This window comes from Bacillus sp. FSL R5-0286, assembly GCF_038593245.1.
Taxonomy (GTDB): domain Bacteria; phylum Bacillota; class Bacilli; order Bacillales; family Bacillaceae; genus Bacillus; species Bacillus altitudinis.
On record NZ_CP151977.1, the window covers coordinates 633,392 to 654,114 of the forward strand.

22 protein-coding genes are annotated in these 20,723 nt (G+C 41.1%); 12 read left to right on the top strand and 10 right to left on the bottom strand.

From position 1 onward, the window contains the following. Window positions 1-27 precede the first annotated feature (27 nt). Genes NST24_RS03145 through NST24_RS03155 form a run of 3 tightly spaced genes read right to left on the bottom strand, consistent with a single transcriptional unit; the run spans window position 28 to window position 1,637 of the window. Window positions 28-654, bottom strand: a complete 627-nt coding sequence (locus NST24_RS03145) for an NUDIX domain-containing protein (protein ID WP_041506696.1) — start codon at window positions 652-654, stop codon at window positions 28-30. A gap of 57 nt (window positions 655-711) precedes the next feature. Then, window positions 712-906: a YdiK family protein gene (locus NST24_RS03150; RefSeq protein ID WP_017366710.1), complete on the bottom strand. Its 195-nt coding sequence runs from the start codon at window positions 904-906 to the stop codon at window positions 712-714. Then, on the bottom strand, window positions 903-1,637 hold the full coding sequence (locus tag NST24_RS03155; RefSeq protein ID WP_045034403.1) for a CPBP family intramembrane glutamic endopeptidase: 735 nt from the start codon (window positions 1,635-1,637) through the stop codon (window positions 903-905). The genes NST24_RS03150 and NST24_RS03155 overlap by 4 nt, the downstream gene beginning before the upstream one ends. A 229-nt stretch (window positions 1,638-1,866) precedes the next feature. On the opposite strand from NST24_RS03155, the gene groES reads away from it, so the two are divergent. The 5 genes from groES to NST24_RS03180 all read left to right on the top strand — a co-directional run bounded on the left by groES (window position 1,867) and on the right by NST24_RS03180 (window position 5,842). Then, a complete protein-coding gene (groES, locus tag NST24_RS03160) occupies window positions 1,867-2,151 on the top strand; it encodes a co-chaperone GroES (protein ID WP_003214120.1) in 285 nt (94 codons plus the stop codon). Window positions 2,152-2,207: 56 nt separating this feature from the next. Then, a complete protein-coding gene (gene groL, locus NST24_RS03165) occupies window positions 2,208-3,842 on the top strand; it encodes a chaperonin GroEL (RefSeq protein ID WP_007496015.1) in 1,635 nt (544 codons plus the stop codon). Between the two features lie 375 nt (window positions 3,843-4,217). Further along, the gene (locus NST24_RS03170) at window positions 4,218-4,670 is read left to right on the top strand and encodes a MarR family transcriptional regulator (RefSeq protein WP_039170043.1); all 453 of its coding nucleotides are present in this window, start codon (window positions 4,218-4,220) and stop codon (window positions 4,668-4,670) included. Window positions 4,671-4,691: 21 nt separating this feature from the next. Beyond that, complete coding sequence (locus tag NST24_RS03175; protein ID WP_159159415.1) at window positions 4,692-5,210, top strand: GNAT family N-acetyltransferase; 519 nt, start codon at window positions 4,692-4,694, stop codon at window positions 5,208-5,210. A gap of 20 nt (window positions 5,211-5,230) precedes the next feature. Then, on the top strand, window positions 5,231-5,842 hold the full coding sequence (locus tag NST24_RS03180) for an FMN-binding negative transcriptional regulator (RefSeq protein WP_081114873.1): 612 nt from the start codon (window positions 5,231-5,233) through the stop codon (window positions 5,840-5,842). Between the two features lie 35 nt (window positions 5,843-5,877). On the opposite strand, the gene NST24_RS03185 is transcribed toward NST24_RS03180, so the two are convergent. Next, entirely contained in the window at window positions 5,878-6,756 is an 879-nt protein-coding gene (locus NST24_RS03185) for a D-alanyl-D-alanine carboxypeptidase family protein (RefSeq protein WP_213406463.1), read from the bottom strand. A 206-nt stretch (window positions 6,757-6,962) separates the two neighbouring features. On the opposite strand from NST24_RS03185, the gene NST24_RS03190 reads away from it, so the two are divergent. Continuing rightward, window positions 6,963-7,388 (top strand): hypothetical protein, encoded by a 426-nt coding sequence (locus NST24_RS03190; RefSeq protein ID WP_017366716.1) that lies wholly within the window; start codon window positions 6,963-6,965, stop codon window positions 7,386-7,388. Window positions 7,389-7,433: 45 nt separating this feature from the next. On the opposite strand, the gene NST24_RS03195 is transcribed toward NST24_RS03190, so the two are convergent. The 3 genes from NST24_RS03195 to NST24_RS03205 form a co-directional block, all read right to left on the bottom strand. Next, on the bottom strand, window positions 7,434-7,784 hold the full coding sequence (locus NST24_RS03195) for a DUF4064 domain-containing protein (protein ID WP_277519363.1): 351 nt from the start codon (window positions 7,782-7,784) through the stop codon (window positions 7,434-7,436). 137 nt (window positions 7,785-7,921) lie between these two features. After that, window positions 7,922-8,389, bottom strand: a complete 468-nt coding sequence (locus NST24_RS03200; RefSeq protein WP_342462303.1) for a hypothetical protein — start codon at window positions 8,387-8,389, stop codon at window positions 7,922-7,924. 124 nt (window positions 8,390-8,513) lie between these two features. Next, on the bottom strand, window positions 8,514-9,188 hold the full coding sequence (locus tag NST24_RS03205; RefSeq protein WP_041093255.1) for a hypothetical protein: 675 nt from the start codon (window positions 9,186-9,188) through the stop codon (window positions 8,514-8,516). A 210-nt stretch (window positions 9,189-9,398) separates the two neighbouring features. Between NST24_RS03205 and NST24_RS03210 the strand changes: the two genes are divergently transcribed. Together NST24_RS03210 and NST24_RS03215 are read left to right on the top strand one after the other, a co-directional pair. Further along, on the top strand, window positions 9,399-9,767 hold the full coding sequence (locus NST24_RS03210; RefSeq protein WP_003213878.1) for an RlpA-like double-psi beta-barrel domain-containing protein: 369 nt from the start codon (window positions 9,399-9,401) through the stop codon (window positions 9,765-9,767). Between the two features lie 73 nt (window positions 9,768-9,840). Next, entirely contained in the window at window positions 9,841-10,890 is a 1,050-nt protein-coding gene (locus NST24_RS03215) for a hypothetical protein (protein WP_342462304.1), read from the top strand. Window positions 10,891-11,108: 218 nt separating this feature from the next. Here the strand turns inward: NST24_RS03215 and NST24_RS03220 are convergent, their stop codons facing one another. From NST24_RS03220 to gabP, 3 genes are all read right to left on the bottom strand, one after another. Beyond that, window positions 11,109-11,483 (bottom strand): carboxymuconolactone decarboxylase family protein, encoded by a 375-nt coding sequence (locus NST24_RS03220; protein WP_146271517.1) that lies wholly within the window; start codon window positions 11,481-11,483, stop codon window positions 11,109-11,111. A 267-nt stretch (window positions 11,484-11,750) separates the two neighbouring features. Continuing rightward, the gene (locus NST24_RS03225) at window positions 11,751-13,280 is read right to left on the bottom strand and encodes a multicopper oxidase (protein WP_342462305.1); all 1,530 of its coding nucleotides are present in this window, start codon (window positions 13,278-13,280) and stop codon (window positions 11,751-11,753) included. 97 nt (window positions 13,281-13,377) lie between these two features. Next, on the bottom strand, window positions 13,378-14,766 hold the full coding sequence (gene gabP / locus NST24_RS03230; RefSeq protein WP_024719380.1) for a GABA permease: 1,389 nt from the start codon (window positions 14,764-14,766) through the stop codon (window positions 13,378-13,380). Between the two features lie 482 nt (window positions 14,767-15,248). Here gabP and NST24_RS03235 point away from each other — a divergent pair, with 482 nt between their 5' ends. From NST24_RS03235 to NST24_RS03250, 4 genes are all read left to right on the top strand, one after another. After that, a complete protein-coding gene (locus tag NST24_RS03235) occupies window positions 15,249-16,148 on the top strand; it encodes a cation diffusion facilitator family transporter (RefSeq protein ID WP_008344349.1) in 900 nt (299 codons plus the stop codon). Window positions 16,149-16,250: 102 nt separating this feature from the next. Further along, entirely contained in the window at window positions 16,251-17,213 is a 963-nt protein-coding gene (locus NST24_RS03240) for a MoxR family ATPase (RefSeq protein WP_144680139.1), read from the top strand. Continuing rightward, a complete protein-coding gene (locus tag NST24_RS03245; protein ID WP_342462306.1) occupies window positions 17,210-18,400 on the top strand; it encodes a DUF58 domain-containing protein in 1,191 nt (396 codons plus the stop codon). Before NST24_RS03240 ends, NST24_RS03245 begins: the two co-directional genes overlap by 4 nt. 9 nt (window positions 18,401-18,409) lie before the next feature. Continuing rightward, window positions 18,410-20,620 (top strand): transglutaminaseTgpA domain-containing protein, encoded by a 2,211-nt coding sequence (locus tag NST24_RS03250; RefSeq protein WP_342462307.1) that lies wholly within the window; start codon window positions 18,410-18,412, stop codon window positions 20,618-20,620. Window positions 20,621-20,723: the final 103 nt, after the last annotated feature.

Sequence of the window (20,723 nt, forward strand, 5' to 3'; positions counted from 1 at the left end):
ATCCAAATAGGGGTCACGATGCTTTTTCTATTGTGAAAGAAATTGATTGATTGCTTGAAAGAGATGCTCATAATAGGCAGGTTGATGCGGGACAAAATCATGTACACGGACCTCTCTCTTTTCCTCACGTCGCTTGCCGTCTGCATCCACTTCAAAGCCCTCGATGTTCATTTTTTCGCATTCTCTACTTAAAAGCTGCTGTGCATCCATCAACCTTGCTCTATAAAGTCCAGCAACTTCTTCTTTCTGTAGATGGACATCCATGTGCTCTTTTTGATCCATATAAAAATACACATGGCAAAACTCACGATCGGTAAACGAAGGCATATGGATTTCATCTTTAATAACACCAGCAAAGGTAAGGTTCTCAAACGAGATGGAGAGACCAAGCTCTTCTTCGACTTCTCTGATGCCATCAGAAGGCTGTTCATCTGCGAGAAGGTGGCCTGCTGCGGTGATATCAAGTAGAGAAGGGAAATCCTTTTTGGAGGGACTCCTCAGCTGAAAATAGAGAAACACTGTGTCATCTTCCTTTTTTAAAAGCCAGAAATGAAAGGTTTCATGCCAAAGGCCCTCAGCATGGATATCAGATCGAGCGGCTGTACCAATCGTTTCATGCTGATTGTTCATGATGTTCAGTTTTTCGTGTTCCATGAAAACATGACCTCCATAAAAAAACCATTTTCCAAACGGCGGAAAATGGTTTTTGCTTTATTTTTGCTGCTGTTTTTTCATTTTGACAGAAAAAGCAAACATTTTTAACGCGATATTGATATTATAGGCCGCAAACACCATCAGCAAAATGCTGTAAAATGACCACATGTCACCTGGATTTTGAATGGCCATATAGGTGAACGCCACACCTACGGCAAAATAAATAATGCCCCATACGACAGGGTTTCTCATGAGAAAAAGCCTCCAATAATCATTTGCATTGTTTGAGATTGTTCTTCAATCATTTTTCTTACTGGCTCAATCTGCACAAGGATAACGAGCGAATTCATCAGCATATGAGCACCGATGGGCACAATGATTCGTTTTGTTTTCGCATATAAAAAGGCAAATGTAAAGCCCATTGCGGTATAGAGCAAGATATGTGGGAAATCATTGTGTACAGCAGCAAAAACCACTGAACTGACAAGTGCGCCAATGAAAAAATTCGTTTTTTCATAAACCACACCAAAAATGATTTTTCGAAAAATGATTTCTTCTAATATCGGTCCAATCAGAGCGATGACGATTACAAGCCATGGAACTGCATCCATAATGGCTAAAATGTTTTGAGTATTTTCGGATTCTCGGCTAATGCCAAATGCATATTGTTCAATCGCCCCCGCAATGGATTGTGCAAAGAGGGAAAGAAAGAAACCGCCAATGATCCAAGCGATTGCCACGCCGACTGATGCCGGTGCTTCATTTCGAAGTGATGTTTTTGGCACAGTCCGAAGAATGAGCAGAATAATGATTAATCCGACACAGAAGCTAATGATTGTCCAGGTTCCTGACAATTCAGAGAGCTCTGCTTGTGTCATCGGTGTCTGAATGTATCCTAACCATTTCATAATGAACACATAAGGAATCGCAGAAACCTGCACCAATATATACGTTAAGATGATGTACCAATATTGTTTTTTCAAGTAACGAAAACCCCTTTACTAAAAGAACTAGATTTATTGTAACACAAGTCTTCTTTTTCGTTGAAAAGGAAAGAATCGGTGATAAAAAAAGATCATGAAAGCGTAAAAATTTTTAAAGGTTTTTACTTGAAATTACAGAAGACATTCTTTATTATAATAAATGTGTTAGCACTCGTTGATGATGAGTGCTAAAAAAGACTACATATAAAAATTGAGGAGGTTGTTTCTTATGTTAAAGCCATTAGGCGATCGCGTAATCATTGAACTCGTTGAATCTGAGGAAAAAACCGCTAGCGGTATTGTCTTACCGGATTCTGCAAAAGAAAAACCGCAAGAAGGTAAAATTGTTGCAGCAGGTTCAGGTCGTGTACTTGAAAGTGGTGAGCGCGTTGCGTTAGAAGTAAACACAGGCGACCGCATTATCTTCTCAAAATATGCAGGTACTGAAGTGAAATATGAAGGAAAAGAATATTTAATCCTTCGTGAAAGCGACATTTTAGCTGTTATTGGTTAATCACATAAACAAAGATTGAGATATATTTCTAAAAAGACTGAGGAGGTTTCGTTATTATGGCAAAAGATATTAAGTTCAGTGAAGAAGCACGTCGTGCGATGTTACGTGGTGTAGATGCACTTGCAGATGCTGTAAAAGTAACTTTAGGACCTAAAGGACGTAACGTGGTTCTTGAGAAAAAATTCGGTTCTCCACTTATCACAAATGATGGTGTAACGATTGCAAAAGAAATCGAATTAGAAGATGCATTTGAAAACATGGGTGCAAAACTTGTGGCAGAAGTTGCAAGCAAAACAAACGATGTAGCTGGTGACGGTACTACTACTGCAACGGTTCTAGCTCAAGCGATGATCCGTGAAGGTCTTAAAAACGTAACAGCTGGTGCAAACCCTGTTGGCGTTCGTAAAGGAATCGAAGAAGCAGTGAAAGTAGCACTTGAAGGCTTGCATGAGATTTCTAAACCAATCGAAGGTAAAGAATCAATTGCTCAAGTTGCGTCTATTTCTGCAGCAGATGAAGAAGTCGGCAGCCTAATTGCTGAAGCGATGGAGCGTGTAGGAAACGACGGCGTCATCACAATTGAAGAATCTAAAGGTTTCACAACTGAGCTTGAAGTGGTTGAAGGAATGCAGTTTGACCGTGGATATGCTTCACCATACATGGTCACTGATTCTGATAAGATGGAAGCGGTTCTTGAAAATCCTTACATCTTAATCACTGATAAAAAGATCACAAACATTCAAGAAATCCTTCCTGTACTTGAGCAAGTCGTACAACAAGGAAAACCATTATTGATCATTGCTGAAGATGTAGAAGGCGAAGCACTTGCAACACTTGTTGTGAACAAACTTCGTGGAACATTCAACGCAGTGGCAGTAAAAGCACCTGGATTCGGTGATCGTCGTAAAGCAATGCTTGAAGACATCTCTGTTCTAACTGGTGGAGAATTAATCACAGAAGACCTAGGACTTGACCTGAAATCAACTGAAATTGGTCAGCTTGGCCGTGCGTCTAAAGTGGTTGTTACAAAAGAGAACACAACGATCGTAGAAGGATCAGGAGATTCTGCTCAAATCGCAGCACGCGTGAACCAAATTCGTGCGCAAGTAGAAGAAACAACTTCTGAATTCGATAAAGAAAAATTACAAGAACGTCTTGCAAAACTAGCTGGTGGTGTTGCTGTCATCAAAGTTGGTGCTGCAACTGAAACAGAACTAAAAGAACGTAAACTACGCATTGAGGATGCACTGAACTCAACTCGTGCAGCAGTTGAAGAAGGTATCGTATCCGGTGGTGGTACAGCACTTGTGAATGTATACAACAAAGTTGCTTCCATCGAAGCTGATGGTGACGTTCAAACAGGTGTGAACATCGTTCTACGTTCTCTTGAAGAGCCAATTCGTCAAATCGCTCACAACGCAGGTCTTGAAGGATCAGTCATCGTTGAGCGCTTGAAAAACGAAGAAATTGGCGTAGGCTTTAACGCAGCAACAAACGAATGGGTAAACATGATCGAAAAAGGAATCGTTGACCCAACAAAAGTCACTCGCTCTGCACTTCAAAACGCAGCTTCTGTAGCAGCTATGCTTCTTACAACTGAAGCAGTCGTAGCTGACAAACCAGAAGAAGGCGGCTCAGGCGGCGGAATGCCGGATATGGGCGGCATGGGCGGAATGGGTGGCATGATGTAACACCCCCGAAAACCCCTTGAAATATAGGGGTTTTTGTTTTGTCTATTTTTTGGTTAAGAGCGTTAAATGAATTGAAACTTTCACCGCTTTACATCCGTTAACTAAAGAGACAGTGATTTTTTGGTTTTATCTAACATAAAGAGATGATTTTCAAAAGAAAAGCGGTGATCATATGGGCTTTACGACTTGGGTGGCAATTATTGTTGCACTGGCTGTCGTATTTGGATTGTTTGGATCGAAGAGGCGTGATAAATAAAGAAAGAGTTGAAAACCCACTTTCAATTAAGAAGTGGGTTTTTTGTTGCAAATACAATATTAATCAATTATACTAACTTTAGTTATTTGTTGTAAATGCAATAAAAGGAGTCGAGGTATATGAAAGAAATTTTGCGGGAGATCGGCGTGATTGCTCGCGCGCTTGATTCCATTAGTAATATTGAATTTAAAGAGTATGATTTAACGAAGGGGCAGTATTTGTATCTTGTGCGTATTTGTGAGGAGCCTGGCATCATTCAGGAAAAACTAGCGGAAATGATTAAGGTGGATCGAACTACGGCTGCTCGGGCTATTCAAAAATTAGAGCTGCATGAATTTATTGAGAAGAAACATGACTCAGCGAATAAAAAAATCAAGAAATTGTTTCCAACTGAGAAAGGGAAAGCCGTCTATCCAATGATCAAACGAGAACATGATCATTCAAATCGGGTAGCGCTGGATGGGTTTTCTGAAGAGGAAGCGGAACAGATTTATCAGTATCTTTTGAGGGTGCGAAAGAATATCGAAAAAGATTGGGAAGATGTGAAAAAAGGCAAAAAGAGAAGCTACTAATGACTAAGGAGGGGTTACTTCATGACCGTCACGCTCATTCGGTGTAATGAACAACATATAAAAGATCTGCAAAAAATAGGAATCGATACTTTTATAGAAACGTTTCAGGAGCAAAACAAGGCGGAGCATATCGACGCATATGTGAAGACAGCTTTTCATTCGAACCAGCTGCTAAAAGAATTACAACATCCCTTTTCACAATTTTATTTGGTTCAAGTAAATGGGCGTCTTGCTGGTTATTTAAAGGTCAATATGGACGATGCACAGTCAGAAGAGATGGGTGATGACACATTAGAAATTGAACGCATTTATATCAAACAGTCCTTTCAAAAACTAGGATTAGGTCGATATTTAATGAATCAAGCCTTTGAAATTGCAGAGAAACATCATAAACGTGATGTTTGGCTTGGTGTGTGGGAGCATAATAAAGCCGCCATGGCATTTTATCAAAAGCTTGGGTTTGTTCAAACAGGGGTGCATGCTTTTCACATGGGAGACGAGGAGCAAATGGACTTCATTATGACCAAAACATTGAGATGATCAAAAAGGGGGAAGGGAACATGCATATACCATCATTTTTTCAAGTGAAAGATATGGAGAAAATCAAATCATTTATTCAATCCCATTCATTTGCTACAGTTGTGACGACAACGAATGAAAAGCCCATTGCGACCCATATTCCAGTGAGTTTTCATCAAATTGGCGATTCGTATGTGATCTCAGGGCATATGGCGATTGGAAATCCTCAGTGGAAAACGTTTGAAGAGAACGAGAAGGTGCTCGTCATTTTTCAAGGGCCGCATGCTTACATATCCTCTTCGTGGTATGAGAAAGAAGCCGTACCGACGTGGAATTATCAAGCTGTACATGTATATGGAAAGGCTGCACTGCTTGAAAAATCAGAACTGGTCAAGGAATTAACAGCGATGCTGGAGACATATGAAAGTCATAGAGATCAGCCAGTGCTGTGGGATACGTTATCTGAGGAACTGCTAGAGAAACAAATGAAAGGGATTGTGGGCTTCAAAATCATCATTGATGAAGTTCAAGCTGCTTTTAAGTTAAGCCAAAATCGCCATGAAAGAGATTATGCTCGTATTATTGAACAGCTGGAAGCAGAGGGTGAAGTGGAAATGGCGGCTGCGATGAAAAAGAGAGAAGAGAATATATGAAAAGAGCACTCTGAAGAAAAAGAGTGCTTTTGTTGTTATCCTTTTATGTTCAAATATTCTTCAAGGGTTTTGCCGCTCTTTTTCACTTTTTTTGCATTTTTTGATCCGAGGTATCTGAGGTGCCATGGTTCATATTGATAGCCTGTCACTTTTTCTTTACCTTTCGGATAGCGGATGATAAAGCCAAATTCATGGGCGTGTTTGGCCAGCCATTTCGCTTCTTTCGTATTGGCAAAAGAATCTTCAGCCCAATGTTTTGAATTGGCACCGCCGATATCAAAAGCAAGGCCGGTTTGATGTTCGGAATAGCCTGGTCTTGCGCTAAATCGATCTGCTTGTTTTTTGCCATGAGAGGCGACGTAATTGTTGTACAAGACACGCTGACGGTCGTATGAACGGAAGGTGCTAAAAGCGGTGAGTCGGATGTTTGCTTTTTTGGCTTTTGCTGTCATAGCGTTTACAGCTTTTCTCGCTTGTTTGTTTTCTCCGGGATTGTATGAAGATGGTAGTCTATGTTTCTTATTCACAACCAATATCCCTTTTACATACGTACCTGGCGTTTTAGTGGAAGGAGCAGCATATGAAGCTGGCGAGCTTTTGCCTGCTTTTTTGATATATTGAGAACTGACGTAACCCGTCTTTCCTTTATACTTTGTTTGAATCCATGAACCATTCTTTTTAAGATAAGGAATCCTTTTCCCTTTTGGAATGGTCAATATCACTGAATATTTTGTTCCAGGTCCCTTGCGAAGATGAACATTCGCTGTTGTCACGTATTTCGGTGCAGCTGCTTTTGCGACTGGTGTCGCATGAGTCATGTGTAAAAAGGGCAGCTGGACAGGAAAGATTCCAAGCCCAAGTACGAGAACCACACTGACAATAATTCCTTTGATCCACGGGTGTTTCATCTTCATTTCTCTCATCCCTTTCAATCTACTAACATACATATATTGAGATAGATTGAAATAAAGTGCAATGGTTTTTTTATGCCAATTGAGATTGAATCATATCATTAGGTTCTCTTTTTTGTTTAAAATTACATAAAAAAATCCACTATTTCCATAAAAAATCAGCTGAATTCCTTATAATAAAAGTATCTGAGAACGGGGAGTGAGTCGAGATGGACCAAAACGTGCTGCAAATGGATCAAGACAGATCAGAGAATGAATTCGCGGTTCTTAATATATCTTCTAAAGAGATTGGTGCTCTATCAAAGGGAGCAGCGGAGCAGATTTTACAAACGGGAGATACGGACCGTATTCATCAGCTGATGTACGTTCCGATTGAAAAGAAAGAAGATTTGAATTGGCTGATCCAATGTGTTGGGGAGGCGCTAAAGAATGAAGTTGGTGATGACGTTGCACTAGAAGTAGCTGATTTGCTCTATTTCTTTGTCATTCCGTATTATGGGAAGTATATGTTGAAAGATCGTCATTTGTATGAGTATATCGATCATTTGCTGGTACGATTAGCATCTAGAGCTCACTCGGATATTGACACGCTGATTGATATCATAAGAGAAGATTTAAATGAAAATATACAATAAAAGAAGCTTGTAGAGCGACCCTCTACAAGCTTTTTTATATCAACTTTATTCAGCTGGAACTGTTTTGACAGGCTCTTTTCTAAACACACCCATGCATCCTGCAATGATGATTAAAACAGCTGGAAGGATAAAGAACATAGAAATAGAAATAATACCACCAACAGCAGATACTAATAATAAAATCCCGCCAAGCTTTGCTTTTTTCTTCACGATAACAGATGCCACAATCGCAAGAATAGAGAAAAGCATCGCTGCCCAGCCTAATCCTGTGATTTGACTCGTACCTGATTCACTAAATGCTGCATCGAGTCCTCCAAAGGCAATGGCAAACATTGCACCGAAAAATCCAAAAATACCTCCAATTAAACCTAAAACAAATTCTGTCGTTCTTTTCATGATACTTTCCCCCGATATGTAAATAAGAATTATTGGTACTTAAGAACCAACACAATCTTACTCATCGGCATTCTTTTCACAATGTTAATAGTTTTGTTAAAAAAACAAGAAAATCCATAAAGAATTTTCTTGTCCAATTACTGGGCTCTCTCCCAGGTAATCTTTGTTTCATTTGTTGTTTTCTTTCCTTTTGCCAGTACTTTTCCGTTTTCCTGTTTCACGGTAATGTTTAGGTCATAAAAGGAGTAGAGGGCGCCGAGGCTGTCATTTTCCGGTTTATGCAGGTTGTTTTCCTTTTCAGTGGATGCACCAATAGCTAGTGTTTTGGCAAAGTTCAAACCAATGACTTCAGCGTAATCAGTATTGGTCTCAGATGAAGCCGTCACGTTTAAGGAAATGACTTTTTTCTTTTGATCAACGGTGATCGCTGTGTCTTTTACGAGCTTTGACTGCTCCATGACCTCTTTCGTTTCATTTTGAATGCGTTCATTAATCGTTGGAAGTGCCGTAGATTCTGTTTTTTCTTCTTTTGCCGTATTTGAGCAAGCTGCTAGGATAGAGAAGGTTGCAACAAGACTCATGAAAACAAGTAGACTTTTTCTCACGTTCTTTCTCCTTTGTTCTTCAAAGTATGTATGCTTATGTTACCACGAATTGATGTTTTGATTAAAAGAGAAGTGTTGATAAGCTGTGAACAATCAAAAGCACCCAAAGTTGGGTGCTCGTGTTTTATTGTGCTGAAAGGGTTGTACTAAGTGGGATAGACGAAATGACCGTGAATTTTGGAGCCGGAGCACCAGATTCTAGATTTTTGCGTAAAAGAGATGATTTGACGGTGCCGTCCCATTTTTTGTAGACACTTCCAGATGTATTTGCACGAAGCTGTACATTAGAAAAGCTTGCTTGCGAGTAGCTGTTTGTTCCATTATCTTGTACGCCGTGTACCATTTTGACGACATCGAGGTCTTTCAGACGACTAGGGTTGAAAACAGGCTGTTTATAACGCAGTTTCCCGTTGACGTATAGTGACACTGTGCCATCACCATTGTTGATGAGCTTTAAGTTGACACGTGCACCATCTTTAATACTTGAATCGTATTCGCTGTTCCAATATTGACTGCCGCCTTGGGAGCCGGTGCCCAGGAATACCTTATAACCAGAAGATGTTTTTGAAATCCCGCTCTCAACAACGGCAGAACCGAGACCAAGATACCAGTCGGCATAGCCATTTTTAATAGTGGCTGTTTTTGGCAGCACAATATCAGCCGAGATACCTGACCATTTGGCTTCATCCGTTTGTGTCACGATGGCGCCGTGACGAGGACCAGCCGCAGAGGCAGGAATACTTGAAAGCATCAATACGAAGGTCAAACTTACACTCAAAACGATGAACCACTTTTTCATGAAAATTCCTCCTTATCTTTGATTCATTTCTATTATATAAAACAAAAGGGAGGGATCTACTGACAATGTTCTGGCTGTTTTTGGTGAAATTTATGAACAAAATCGGTCATTAAGTGGTCAACTTGTATTCGAATTGTAATGTGACTGTAAAATAACTGGGTGCATCTTCATGTATAATAGGGTCAGAAACCAAATACGGAGGATTTTTTAATGAATAAAAAGCTTATCGCGACAATCGTAACAGTAGCTAGTTTATTTTTAGCGTTTAGTTTCTCACATGGAGCAAGTGCAAAAAAAGTAAGCGGCAATATTACATGGTATAATGGTGTCGGTAAAAAAGGCGCAGATGGAAAAAAACTCGGTCATTGGGATGCAGCAACAAAAATGGGATTTGACGTACCGAAAAAAGGTACAAAACTAAGAGTGACAACAAAAGCGAAACCACATAAAGTGATTACAGTATATAAATATGATGTAGGTAGAATGCCAAACGCAGTATTAGACGTAAGTCCGAAAGCATTCAAAGCACTTGGGTATAAAACAAGTAAAGGTGTCGTCAAAGGGCATTACACTTATTAATACATAGGCATGCAAAGAAGCGGGAAAAGTTCATTTTCTGGCTTCTTTTCTTGTGGAGAGGGTCTGAAAGTCAATGAAAAAATCAACATGGTGGATCATCACAGTAATTGGAGTCGCAGTAATTGCGGCCGTCATCTTCTTCATGATGAAGCCGGGGCAAGAGGCAAAACATGCAGGAAAAGTGAAAACAAATCAAGATGCAAAAGACGAATTGCTTGTTTCATTTACGGATCAAAAGTTAAACAATACTTATTACTTGCATGACAAGGCGCTTCATACAGAGAAACTGACAGCATATCCTTCAATTGCTTATGATCAGGCGAAACAGCTTTTATACTATACGTATACAGATGAAGACACACAAAAAGTAAGTATACGGGAATTGAATGTGAAAATGGATAAAGAAAAAACGCTCTTTACGAGTGACGATTCAATCGACAGTATGAGACTTTCTGGTGACGGAAAACAGTTATATCTAAGGTATAACAAGGATTCAGGTGAGCAATTTTATGTAGCGTCTTTTGATTTGAAAACACAGAAAGTGAAAGTGTTATATCCAGAAAAAAGTGATGATGATACGGTGAGTTCTTTTGCTTATGATCCAGCATCAAATCTGTTGGCCATTCAGCATTATTCGTTAAAAGAGGATTATAAAAAGACGGATGAGGCAAATGAAAAAGGAATGGATCCTGAACCAACGACCATGAATATTACCCTACAAACAGGTGAGAAGGGAAAGCGAATTGCACGTATTTCTCAAACCATCAATGATATTTCTTTTTCACCAGATCATAAAAAACTCATTTATACAGAAGTGAAGGTTCGAAATGAAAAAGAAGTATCATCTATTAAGGTGATGGATGTAGATACAGGAAAAACAAAGACACTTGTTAAAAACAGCCAAGATGTGCGTATTTTAAGTGCTGCCCAGCCGCAATTTTCTGCGGATGGTACATCTGTTTATTTCTTAGGTGTTGCAAAGAACGCAAAGGAATTAAAGGATGACACAGGACGAAAGGCGAAGGTCAGAACTATTTTTGAATATGATATTAAGAAGAAAACAGTAGAAACCGCTTGGGAGAAAGAAGGCGGGATTGTTAACAATTTCACTGTCAATCGGTAAAAGGTGCGCGTTCAGTTATTTTATATAACTGGACGTTTTTTTATTTTGTCATGGGATGTGTCGGTGAAAAATGCGGATTTGTGAAATGAACATCACTTTTTAAGCAGGGAAATGAGTGGTATTTTGATATTTTGCTACTGTGACAGAATCAGCGTAAGAGAGTAAAGTAAGTGGAAATAAAAAAACGAGAGGACAGAAGACTTCTCGTTTTCTCTTATTTATTTATTGTTTTCATCTAGTAAGTTTTGAAAAATAAACAAGGCATTAATGGAATGAGGGAATCCTACAACCTTTGTACAGTGCTTAATGATCTCCATAATCTCTATAACAGAGAGCCCGATATGTAATGCTTGTACAAAATGAGCTTTTAACTCTTCATCACAATCACCTTTTGCAATGAGAGCCGATAATGTGCTGATGGCCTTCTGTTTTTCATCTAATATGAAGTGATTGAATTCTTTTTGTTCACCGAGTTCAATTGTTAGTTGTTCAATGTTTGATCGAATGCTCTCGTTTTCATGAATTGAAAGCTTCTCCCTGTTACCTGCCACTGTTTCTTGCTTGACCTGGCAAGTCTCTTTTTCTTCATTCAAATTGAACTCCTCCGTTTTTTATGACGATTTTCTATTTGTTCGTGCTTGGTTTCTTAAGTGCCTTTTGATAGAGGTAATGGGTATATAGTAGTATTATCGGTTTACTTCGTCAACTTTTTAAGTGTGGAATGTTCAAAAAAATGCCATTCATGCGATACATTGTTCGTTTTTTCTCATGGAGATTGAAAAGAAAATAGAGGGCTAATATATAGAAGCTGTTAGCCCTTTTTATATTACGCAATTAAGAGAGAGGAGGTTTCATATTTACTAAATGATATCCATCGGCCGCATCATGTCATAATCTTCGTGTTCTAAAATGTGACAATGCCACACATATCGTCCGCTATACGGGACAAACCGAGCTATGATGCGAATGACTTCACCAGCATGCGCCTGAATTGTATCCTTGTAGCCTTGTTCATGCAAAGGAGGCGCTTCATTTGGTCCCGTGTACACGATTTCACCAGTTGATTGATAGATGTCTGTATCGAATGGTCTTCTATCAATCACCCGAAATTGAACAAGATGTAAATGAATAGGGTGTGTGCCCCTTGTTGGGTTGACAATGTTCCATACCTCTACACTACCAAGTCGAGGATTTTCCGTGACAGGATCATTCCAAAACCGGTTATCTAGTAATAAAATCGGGCGCCCATATTTATCTTGTGTGCCAGTAAGCGTTAGTGTTCGCTCGTTATCAGCTCGGCTCGGTCGGAGCGGTGGAAGTGGTTTGAAGATCGGACGTAATGTTTTAGCTGCTCTTCCTTTGAGCGGACGAGTGACTTTAAACTGCATAATGTTCGCATCTGTTTCTGGATTGACTTCCTGACCGCAGCCTGCCGTATTTTTTAAAATAATCGTTTGGTTTTCGTAAGCTGAGAAGTCGATGATGACATCAAAACGTTCAGCAGGTGCAATGCTAAAAGATTGGTGATGAACAGGTCTTGGCAAAAAGCCGCCATCAGATCCAATTTGTAAGATTGTGGCGTCGTTATCTAGATGAAGCTCGTAAGTTCTTGTGTTGGATGCGTTTAAGATACGAAAACGATATTTTCGCGGCTCTACTTCTAAATACGGCCATACTTTTCCATTGACTAAAATCGTTTCCCCGCAAAAAAATGGCACGATAGAGGGATCAGGAAGGTCACTATCTTCTGGTGTGTTATTTGGTCTACTTGGGTAAAACAGTGCGCCATCCTCCTGGAATGTCCGGTCCATGATCATTAAAGGGATATCATATTCATCTTTCGGTAATTCGAGTGATTTTTCAAACGCATCTGAGATCAAATAAAAGCCAGCTAATCCGGCGTATACATTTAATCGTGTTAATGCCATGGCATGATCGTGATACCACAATGTGCATGCTTGCTGGTGATTAGGGTATTCGTAAACCTCTCGTTCAAAGAAGGGACCGGTCGCTTCAAAGTCTCGCGAAAACCAAGCCTCCGGATAACCGTCACTGCTTGCAGGTGTCACGCCCCCATGCAGGTGAACGACTGTTTTGACTTCGGGTTCATCATGATGTCCAGCGTGAATGGTATGATCGACAGGCAGGAAGTGTTTCAGCGGCAATTTGTTCATCCATTTCACTTTGACCTTTTCATTTCGATTCGCTTTAATGGTTGGACCCGGCAAACTGCCATTATAGGTCCATAGCTTGGTTGGGGGCAGATCTCTATGAACTTTTAGGAACACCTCCTCCATAGCGATTTCATAATACGTTTGTCTTGGGTTTTTTTTGACGGGCTCTGCGACTTCTGGAATTGGCAGCTCGTCAACAAACTTTTCTAGGTTCATGTTGACTAATCCTCACTTAAAATCAATTTGATACATTATAAGTGCGGACATCCAAATAGGTGAATAAAATAAAAAAACCCGCTTTTCAGCGGGAGAATTAAGGGTGTTTATTTTCAAGCGCTGCACTTGCAGGCACTTTTTTATTCGGTTTAAAGATGAAGTAGGCGGCTAGTACACCGATGGTAATGATGCTTGTCAGTATGAGCTGAGGTCTCATCGATTCGATAAACAGCATAGAGGCCAAGATGGCGCAGATGACCAAAATGGTAAAGTACGTAAGGTATGGGAACAGCCACATTTTGATTTTGAGTTGTTCTGGATTTTCTTTTTCAATTTTACGACGCATTCTTAATTGTGAAACGGCAATCACCAAGTAGACAAGAAGTGCAATGGCACCAGAGGCATTGACTAGAAATAGAAAGATGGTTTCAGGGTAAAAGTAGTTCATCATGACGGCAATATAGGAAAAGAAGGTACCTGCGACTGTCGCTGCTACAGGGACACCGCGTTTGCTGATTTTCATAAAACGTTTTGGTGCTTCGCCTCTTTCAGCTAATGAATAAAGCATTCTGGACGTTGTGTATAGGCCGGAGTTTAAACAAGAAAGAACGGCTGTTAAAACAATGACGTTCATGACTTGAGCGGCTGATGGGACACCGATGTATTCTAATACTGCAACGAACGGACTTGTTAAAATATTCGCCGAATTCCATGGGAGTAAAGTGACAACGACGGCGATCGACCCGACGTAGAACACAATAATACGCCATACAACTGAACGGGTAGCTGTTGTCACAGATTTGACAGGGTCTGCTGATTCACCTGCGGCAATTGCCACAATCTCGGTTCCCATGAAGGAAAAGATGACAACGACAATCCCGAGGAGTACAGAGCCGAACCCGTTTGGAAGGAAACCGCCATTTCCCGTTAAATTAGCAAGACCTGCAGTATGATGACCGCCAAAACCAAAGATAAATGCAAAACCAATGAGTAGGAAGAGAATAATGCTGACGACTTTAATCAATGAAAACCAATATTCAAATTCGCCAAAAGATTTAACAGAAAAGATATTTGTCAAAGTTAAGAGGATTGTGAGGATAAGACTTGTGAGCCAAACAGGTGCATCTCCATACCAATATTGAATAATGGCAGCACCGGCAATGGCCTCAATGGCGATGACGATGACCCAGAAGAACCAGTAAAGCCAGCCGATTGTAAACCCGGCCCACGGGCCGATGGCGTCGCTCGCATATTGTGAGAAAGAGCCGCTTGTCGGATAGGCACATGCCATTTCTCCAAGCATTCTCATAATAAAGATGACCAGAAGTCCGGCAAATGAATAGGAAAGAATCGATCCAGGCCCTGCAGAATGAATGACAGCACCACTACCAACAAATAGCCCTGCCCCAATGACCCCGGCAATGGAGATCATTGAAATATGTCTTGTCTTAAGGTTTTTTTGAAGACCGTTTGTCATGTTGGACATTTCTTTACCTCCAAACATTTCTCTTTTATTCGAGAGTTTGTTTTTAGAATATTTTAAATTTTATCATACTGAATTGTCATTCAGCATTGGACAGGTTATCAAACTGACATTTCAAACCTCTTAACATGATGTTAAAAAGTATAAAGGATTTGAGAGATTATGTTCCCTCATTTTCCTCTGTCCATTCTTAAAAATAGCATAAGAAGGAAGAAAGAAAAGTTGTGTTTTGAAATAAAACTATTCTGACAATTAGATAGTAGAGTCATTTTGTTCTTTTTCATTTTTCGGAGTGGTTTTGAAAAACATTGATGGGAGTAGGTCTTGAGGTCAATTGACCTTATAAAAATAAGTTTGCTTAGGTCAACACATTTCTATGTATCCTATTTTGCTGATTCAAGCGAATCATGTTGCTGTAGACCCACACGGGCTTGGCTTTGTAAGATAAATATAGAAAAGTAATGTGTGAGGAGGCGCTGTTCGGTATGGAGCGCTACAACGAATTAAGACAAGGTGAAACAGGTGCTTGGGTCAGCATTATAGCCTATGTGATCTTATCTGCTGTCAAACTGATCATTGGGTATGTGTTTCATTCAGAAGCCCTTTCCGCAGATGGCTTGAATAATACGACAGATATCATTGCTTCGCTTGCCGTATTAATTGGGCTGCGTATTTCTCAGAAGCCACCTGATGAGGATCATCCATACGGTCATTTTAGAGCTGAAAATATTGCGTCACTTGTGGCTTCCTTTATTATGATGCTTGTCGGGCTTCAGGTTTTGCTGAGTGCAGGCCAGTCGCTTTTCTCATCAGAGCATCAAACGCCTGATATGATTGCAGCTTGGACGGCAGCAGGAAGTGCTGTTGTGATGTATGGTGTGTATATGTATAACCGTAAACTGTCTAAACGAATTAATAGCCAGGCGCTATATGCGGCAGCGGCTGATAATAAATCAGATGCTTATGTGAGTATCGGGACGTTTGTCGGAATTATCGCCTCTCAATTTCAGCTGGCGTGGGTTGATACGCTTGCTGCGTTTGTGATTGGCTTAATTATCTGTAAAACGGCGTGGGAGATTTTCAGAGATGCGTCTCATTCGTTAACGGACGGTTTTCATATAAAAGATATGTCTAAATATAAAGAGACGATTGAAGCGACACCAGGAGTGGGCGATTTGAAAGACATTAAAGCTCGTTACCTTGGAAGCACCGTCCATGTGGATGTGGTCGTTGAAGTAGAACCGCATTTAAACATCGCAGAAAGCCATGATATTGCAGATGAAATTGAACGCAGAATGAAGCAGGAACATGATATTTTACACTCTCATGTTCATATGGAACCAGCAAGTGAGCCTAAAGAGGAGCAGAAGTCTTTTCCATCGTGAGAAGGCTTCTTTTTTCTACGTGTTGATGTTTCATGCAAATGCGCGTTGTATGGTAAAGTTAGACTATATGAAAATTGACGGAAACGTGATAGGAGGATCAGGATGGCATTTGATGAACCGATGCATTCAGATTTACAAAAAATCGTAGATAACATCAATAAAGTGATGGTGGGGAAAAAAGATATTGCGATATTAAGCCTTGTTGCGATTTTGGCGAAGGGGCATGTGCTATTAGAGGATGTGCCTGGCGTTGGGAAGACCATGATGGTTCGTGCTCTGGCAAAATCCATTGGGTGTGAGTTTAAGCGAATCCAATTTACGCCTGACCTTTTGCCTTCAGATGTAACAGGTGTGTCGATTTATAATAAAAAGACAAACGAGTTTGAATTTAGACAAGGACCGATTATGGGGCAGATTATTTTGGCTGATGAAATCAACCGAACCTCTCCTAAAACACAATCAGCCCTTCTTGAAGCGATGGAAGAAGGCAGTGTCACAGTGGACGGAGAAACGATGCCGCTGGCAGATCCTTTCTTTGTGATGGCTACGCAAAATCCAGTGGAGTATGAGGGAACCTATCCACTTCCAGAGGCGCAAATGGACCGTTTCTTATTTAAGCTGCAGATGGGGTATCCAACCATGCTGGAGGAGCTTGAGGTGCTGAATTTGCAGGAGAAACAATCGCCAATTGACACGCTTCAGGCAGTCATGACAAAAGATCATATCCATGCTTTGCAGCAAGCGGTTCAGACCGTACATGTGGAGGCATCGATTAAAGAATATATTGTTGAAATCGCCCAAGCGACGCGAAATCATCCGTCTGTCTATTTAGGCGTGAGCCCAAGGGGTTCAATTGCATTGATGAAAGCGGCTCAGGCGTATGCGCTGTTGAACAGGCGGGATTATGTGATTCCTGATGATGTACAGTATTTGGCGCCTTACACATTGCCGCATCGTATGATTTTGACATCAGAAGCAACATATGAAGGGAAGAAGGCGGAGACACTGTTGCGACAGATGATTGAGCATATTGGCGTACCAGTTCAAAAGTCGATGACTCAATGAAGTCACGTAATCGTTTAGCTTTTTCACTATGGTTACGGGTGATGATGCTCGTCATTCTCACGGCAGCAGCCTTTTGCTATGCCATGTTTCAGGGCGGTTTTGTGAGCTGGTTCCTTTTTTATGCATTTTCACCATATGCTTTGTATGCTTTGTTGTTTGCCCTTGTTCCACTTCGTGCCACAGCCAAAAGGACATTACAGCATACCCGGTTAAAGGCAGGAGATGTGCTGTCTGTTGACCTTGAAATCAAGCGGACGAATTTATTTCCGTACGTGTACGTCATACTTGAGGATGACCCGCCGGATACCTTCCATTTACAGGAACAGATTGAAATGAAGCGAATGATCTTTCCATGGTTTCGGAAAACGTGGCGATTTTCGTATCAATTTAATGACATCATGCGGGGAGAGCATCAATTGACGGCGGTTAGAATCAAAACGGGTGATATGTTTGGGTTTGTTGAAAAAGAAGTGATTCTTCCACTAGAGAAAACATTGCTTGTGTATCCGAAAATATTGGATATTCCGGTTGAATCTGCTGCATCGGTGAATGAAAATGGAGGCAAAGCATTGCACTCTTGGTTAAATGAACCGACAAATGTGACAACAGGTGTGCGTGAATACCAGCAAGGAGACCGTTTCGCTTGGGTGGACTGGAAGACAACAGCTAGAAGAGGTCAGCTTATGACGAAGGAGTTTGAACAGAATCAGACAAAGGATCTGGTGGTGTTTGCTGATTTTACAGATGAAGCCGCTTTTGAAACGATTGTGTCTATGGCCGCATCGGTTCTGCAAACGGCTGTGAAAAAAGGGGTGCCGGTAGGCCTTGTCCCGCTTGGGGATCAGCACTTATTTCGAGTGGATCAAGGAGAGAGGCATTTACAGGACATGCTCTACTATTTAACAAAGGTGCAGTATCAGCCTTCTCGTGCACCTGATTATCAATCATTAACATCGAGTGAGCACCAGCAGACAGGAAAGTATGTGGTGACAGGTCATCTGCAAGAAGAGCTTGCTACCATTTTACTTGGGAATCGAAACAGAAAGAACATCACCGTTCTTTTAGTGAAGAGAGCCGTTGATCGATTGACGGCAAAAGAAAAACAGCTTGTGGACCGGCTTAAAGCTTCTGGGATACACACGACCCTTTTATTTGAGGACCGGCTGCACGAAAGAACTGTGAGGTGACAAACATTTATGCTGCATATGCATCAGCGGCAAAGCCGTTTTGAGTTGTTCATCTATTATGCTGTCGCATTTCTGCTGCTTTGGGAGTGGCTTCGTCCGCTTCAAGATTTTACAGAGACGAGTCATACGTCTTATTTCATCATTTTTATAGGGCTTACGTGTTTGTTTACGTTCTTTCGATTGAAGTGGTATGTGACGTTTCCTATTTGTGCTGGATTGATCTTGCTCGCATTATATTTGATTTTTTATCAATCAGAGCCAAGTTATCTGCCTGCGCTGTTTGCTGATATTAAAGATAATATTTCTTTGATGAGCATGGGCATGTGGAGTGACATGTATCCGTCTTTCCGCACATTGTTGTTTTATATTTTGCTTTGGCTACTTGTTTATTTGCTTCATTATTGGGTTGTGTATCAGCAGCGTATCTTTTTCTTTTTACTGATGACGATTGTATATGTCACGATTCTTGATACGTTTACGCCTTATGATGCGACTTTTGCGATCGTTCGAATTATGGTATTTGGCTTTTGTTTGCTTGGCCTGCTCTATTTCGACCGACTTCGTTTGGCTGAAGGTGTGCGGGTGTCACAGAAAGCGCGTCTCAATTGGTTCTTACCCATGCTGGCGCTTGTTCTTGTATCAGCATCACTCGGTGCTTCTTTGCCAAAATCTGATCCGAAATGGCCTGACCCTGTCCCGTTTTTTAAAGCGGTCACGAATCAAGATGGTTCCACCGGGCAGAATAAGGTGGGATATAGTACGGATGATTCGTCGCTTGGGGGACCGTTTAGTGAGGACCGTACACCGGTATTTAAATGGAGCGGAAAAGAGCCGTCTTATTTTCGTGTAGAAACAAAAAGTATTTACACGGGGAAAGGCTGGGAGGATGCTTCAAATGATACGAAACCTACTCGGTTAAAAGGGAATGAAGTGCCGAACCGGTGGTTTACCAATCGCGTGAAAACAGAGGAGCATGAAACGAGAGTCGATATGGAATCAAATTATCGATTTAATCATGCTGTTTATCCAATTGGTACGGTTATGCTGACGCCAATGGAAAACATTCCACTGCAAATGATGGGCAAAACGGAGAAAATTGTCCCGTCTACTCAAAACCCGCCCAAAAATTTAGGGAACTATCGAGTCAGCTTCTTATCACCTACATTTATCCTAGAGGACTTGCAGCGGATCAAAGTACCGACCAAGCAGCAAGTGAACCAGCAGGTCGGACGTGAATACTTGCAGCTCCCATCCTCGCTGCCAGAGCGTGTGAAAACATTGGCGAACAGCTTAACGGAAACGAAGGATAATATGTATGATAAAGCAAAAGCGATTGAGGATTATTTAGGATCTGCGAAGTTTTCATATGAAACCCAAAATGTCGCTGTGCCTGGGCGTGACGAAGACTATGTGGATCAGTTCTTATTTGATACGATGATTGGCTATTGTGATAACTTTTCAACCTCTATGATTGTCATGCTTCGCTCGATTGGAATTCCGGCGAGATGGGTGAAAGGGTACACGTCAGGTCAGTTATATGAAACACAAATGGATGGAAACAATGTGTATGAAGTGACCAATAACAATGCGCATTCATGGGTAGAGGTGTATTTTCCAAACCGTGGCTGGGTGACATTCGAACCGACAAAAGGGTTCACGAACCCAGAGACATTTACGAATGAAACCACGGCTAACAACGACCAAACAGATGATCAACAGGATGAAAAAGATCAGCCCGCATCTGATCAACAAGAAAACGAGCCGACACAACAGCCGCAGCAACAAGAACCAGAACAGGGGGCAAAACAAGAGGAACAAGCAGCTAAAGCAAAGCCAAGTATGGTTCATGTTGGTTCAATCTTGGGCTACGCAGCAGGTGTGATTGTCTTTCTTGGTTTCATAGGCTGGATGCTTTACCGGTTCAGAGCAAGATGGCTGCCAATCTTTATTGTGAGAAAGGTAAAACGTCTGCCAGATGAGGAAGCTTTTTTCTACGCATATGCTGCTTTATTAAAACAGCTAAGGCGGCGCAGAGGGATCGAGAAAAAGCCAGGCATGACGCTAAGAGAATTTGCTTCTTTGATCGATGACAAGGAAGGGAATCATCACATGTCTGAGCTAACGCAGTTCTATGAGCGGGCGCTCTATCGACAAGAAGATGCGTCGGCGCTTTGGCGGCAGTCGGTGAAGTTATGGGAAAATTTAATAAACAGGAGATAGTCTTGACCCCGTACCTTCCTGTTGTTAGAATAGGTGAATATTAAAACCTTCTAAAATACATGAAATTGAAGCGTTCGGATGTGAGTCTGGGCGCTTCAAAAGC